4 protein-coding genes and 2 tRNA genes are annotated in these 2,811 nt (G+C 48.9%); 5 read left to right on the top strand and 1 reads right to left on the bottom strand.

Going from position 1 to position 2,811, the window contains the following annotated elements:
* Positions 1-762, top strand: a 762-nt coding sequence (locus Q0241_RS12710; RefSeq protein ID WP_299377949.1) for an EF-Tu/IF-2/RF-3 family GTPase, incomplete at its 5' end; no start/stop codon positions are given.
* A 113-nt stretch (positions 763-875) separates the two neighbouring features.
* Here Q0241_RS12710 and Q0241_RS12705 read toward each other — a convergent pair.
* Positions 876-1,214 (bottom strand): DUF1491 family protein, encoded by a 339-nt coding sequence (locus tag Q0241_RS12705; RefSeq protein WP_299377946.1) that lies wholly within the window; start codon positions 1,212-1,214, stop codon positions 876-878.
* Between the two features lie 221 nt (positions 1,215-1,435).
* On the opposite strand from Q0241_RS12705, the gene Q0241_RS12700 reads away from it, so the two are divergent.
* From Q0241_RS12700 to Q0241_RS12685, 4 genes are all read left to right on the top strand, one after another.
* Positions 1,436-1,512 (top strand) — tRNA-Pro (locus Q0241_RS12700).
* 65 nt (positions 1,513-1,577) lie between these two features.
* Complete coding sequence (locus tag Q0241_RS12695; RefSeq protein ID WP_085902768.1) at positions 1,578-1,883, top strand: ETC complex I subunit; 306 nt, start codon at positions 1,578-1,580, stop codon at positions 1,881-1,883.
* Between the two features lie 19 nt (positions 1,884-1,902).
* Positions 1,903-1,976, top strand: a tRNA-Arg gene (locus Q0241_RS12690).
* A 259-nt stretch (positions 1,977-2,235) separates the two neighbouring features.
* Positions 2,236-2,811 (top strand): DnaB-like helicase N-terminal domain-containing protein (locus tag Q0241_RS12685; RefSeq protein WP_299377942.1); only part of this gene is annotated, 576 nt, incomplete at its 3' end.

The following is a 2,811-nucleotide window of genomic DNA, read 5'->3' as shown; positions in this document are numbered from 1 at the left end:
CCTGCACCAACGACGCAGCCCGCAGAGCCCAAAGAAGTTGAACCTTCCGACAGCAAGGTTACTGGCTTTGTCTTTAAGGTTCAGGCAAACATGGACCCGAAACACCGTGACCGTATTGCCTTTATGCGTATCTGTTCCGGCAGGTTTAAGCGCGGTATGAAGCTGCATCAGATGGGCACGGGTAAATCCATGAGCATCCATAACCCGATCATGTTCTTTGCCCAGAATAGAGAGTTGGCAGAAGAGGCGTGGCCGGGGGATATTATCGGCATACCCAACCACGGAACGCTTCGGGTTGGTGACAGTTTGACAGAGGGTGAAAACATCCGCTTCTCTGGTATTCCAAGCTTTGCCCCTGAAATCCTGCAACGGGTTCGTCTTGACGATCCGCTCAAAGCCAAACATCTTTCCAAGGCTTTGGAGAGTTTGGCGGAAGAGGGGGTCACACAGGTCTTCCGTCCGATCATTGGCGCCAGCTATATTGTTGGTGTTGTCGGGCAACTACAGTTGGAAGTCCTTTTGGCTCGAATAGAGCAGGAATACGGCATTAATGTTGGTTTCGAGGCCGCACCATTTGTCACCGCCCGTTGGGTAACATCGGATGATGCCGCCGCGATGAAACACTTCCTTGATCGCAACAAAGGCTCGTTGGCAGACGATAGAGATGGATGCCCAGTTTACATGGCTCGTAACCACTGGGACATGGGCCGAATTCAGGAAGATAACCCCAAGCTCAACTTTACGGCGACCAGAGAACGATAGGGGCTGTAACTGCGACCTACTGATTAGAAGTCAGTTCTTCCATCGTGCAAATATTGACCAGATCATTATTGGTCTAATCAAGATGGCGTAAATCTCTGGTGTTTGAAAAGGCGTTAGAGAATTTCTCCGCCAAAGGGGTTTACGCCGTTTCTGTCTTCGAACTCGACAACCCAAAGATCAGGGTCGCGGTTAACGGCCCGTTCGACATATTCATGGGCCGCGTAGTCATCCATAAGCTCGCCTTTGTTGGCTGCTAACCATGCCAGATTACCGTCTATATCCCGTGTCTGGCTTAATACCTGACAGCCTGGTCCCAGAAGATTGATCTTCAGCAACAAACTCCCGCGATCGGGATCACCCTTGTGGATAATCATGGCCGGGATTCCATTTTGATTGGATTGTCTGACCTGTGCCATGATCCAGAGATCAGATCCGAGGGCGTTTTCTGTCATAACTGCTTATTAAACCTTGTTATCTCTACACGATCTTAAGGGGAATTTTTGAACCTTCGATGCTTGTTAAGTGACTTTGTTTCGCCACTTTTTTAGCCGTTAGGGTTAAAGACTTTCTTAAGTTATTCAGCGCATTGTCTCTTTTAAGGCGAAAATTACAATGATTTAAAAAAAGATTGTTGCCTTGCGTGTTACTCTGTCTTATACGATGTTCGTGGAAACGGGGAGTAGCGCAGCCTGGTAGCGCATCTGGTTTGGGACCAGAGGGTCGGAGGTTCGAATCCTCTCTCCCCGACCACCAAAATTATATCGTTGGCAAAATTATATCGCTGGTTTTCTGAAGACCTGATACTAGAGGTAAACATGCAAGTTCGTATTTATCAGCCGCCGAAAAATGCAATGCAGTCTGGTCGTGCAAACACCAAACGCTGGCTTGTTGAATATGAACCTGACGCAGCACGCGAGATCGAACCGCTTATGGGCTGGACATCTTCTCGTGATACGCGCGGACAACTTCGTATGTGGTTCGATAGTAAAGAAGAAGCGATCGCATATGCACAACGTCAAGGTGTTATGTACAGCGTTGAAGAGCCAAAGGAACGGAAATTAAAGCCCAAAGGATATGGCGATAATTTCAGTACCACCCGCCTCGGTCGTTGGACACACTAATCACCTTAAAAAGAATAAAGCGCCCGTAGCTCAGCTGGATAGAGCAACTGACTTCTAATCAGTAGGTCACAGGTTCGAATCCTGTCGGGCGTGCTTTAAAAAAATCTACACAAAGCCCGACAGGATGAGAACCCTGGTTCGAGCGCACACATCGTGCGTGCATCACGCTTTTATATTCCCAGATTTCCGGAGGAGGAAATTTGCACTCCAGCACAGACTGAGCGGGCGAAGTCAATCCTGTCGGGCGTGCTTTTTCATAAGAAACAGGGGCTGGGAATAAAGTTATTCACAGCATTTCACTGTTTACCCTCATTGACCCTGTCGGTGGAATGGCCTACAAAACCACTTGTCCATGGCTACCGATACCAAACCCAACAAGAACTTCAAAAAAGGAGGACCTGAACTGCAAAAAACCCCAGATGCTGATCACAGCTCGGCGGAACGCGCACTTCCTCACGCGATTGGACCGGAAAAGAGCATCCTCTCTTCCATGTTTCAAGATCCTCAGGAGTATGTTGCGGCCGCGATCGAAAACAAACTAACCGATCAGCATTTCTACCACCCTGCGCATGGCTCGCTTTTTACAATATTGTTAGAGTTTTTCGAGCAGAATGCCCCCATCGAACTGGTTTCTCTAACACAGACTTTGATGGATCGGAACCTTCTCGCCTCCGTCGGTGGTCCGGCTGCGATCACTGAGATCTACACCTATGCACCCACTCACGCCCACTTCGCGCACCACCTCGATATAGTGAAGGACAAGTATATCCTTCGTTGCGTCATCAGCAACTGCACGGAGGCCATCACTCGCGCCTACGAGGATCAGGAGGAAGTAGAAATACTGTTAGACAACGTTGAGCAACAAGTTCTCGCCATCCGTGAAGGTGCCGAGAAGACAGACGAAACCACGGTTGAAAAATCCGTATCG

Origin of the sequence: uncultured Kiloniella sp., assembly GCF_937128705.1 — a bacterium.
Lineage (GTDB): Bacteria > Pseudomonadota > Alphaproteobacteria > Kiloniellales > Kiloniellaceae > Kiloniella.
Note: the sequence above shows the minus strand (reverse complement) of the source record. Positions and strands in the feature narration are given on the sequence as shown.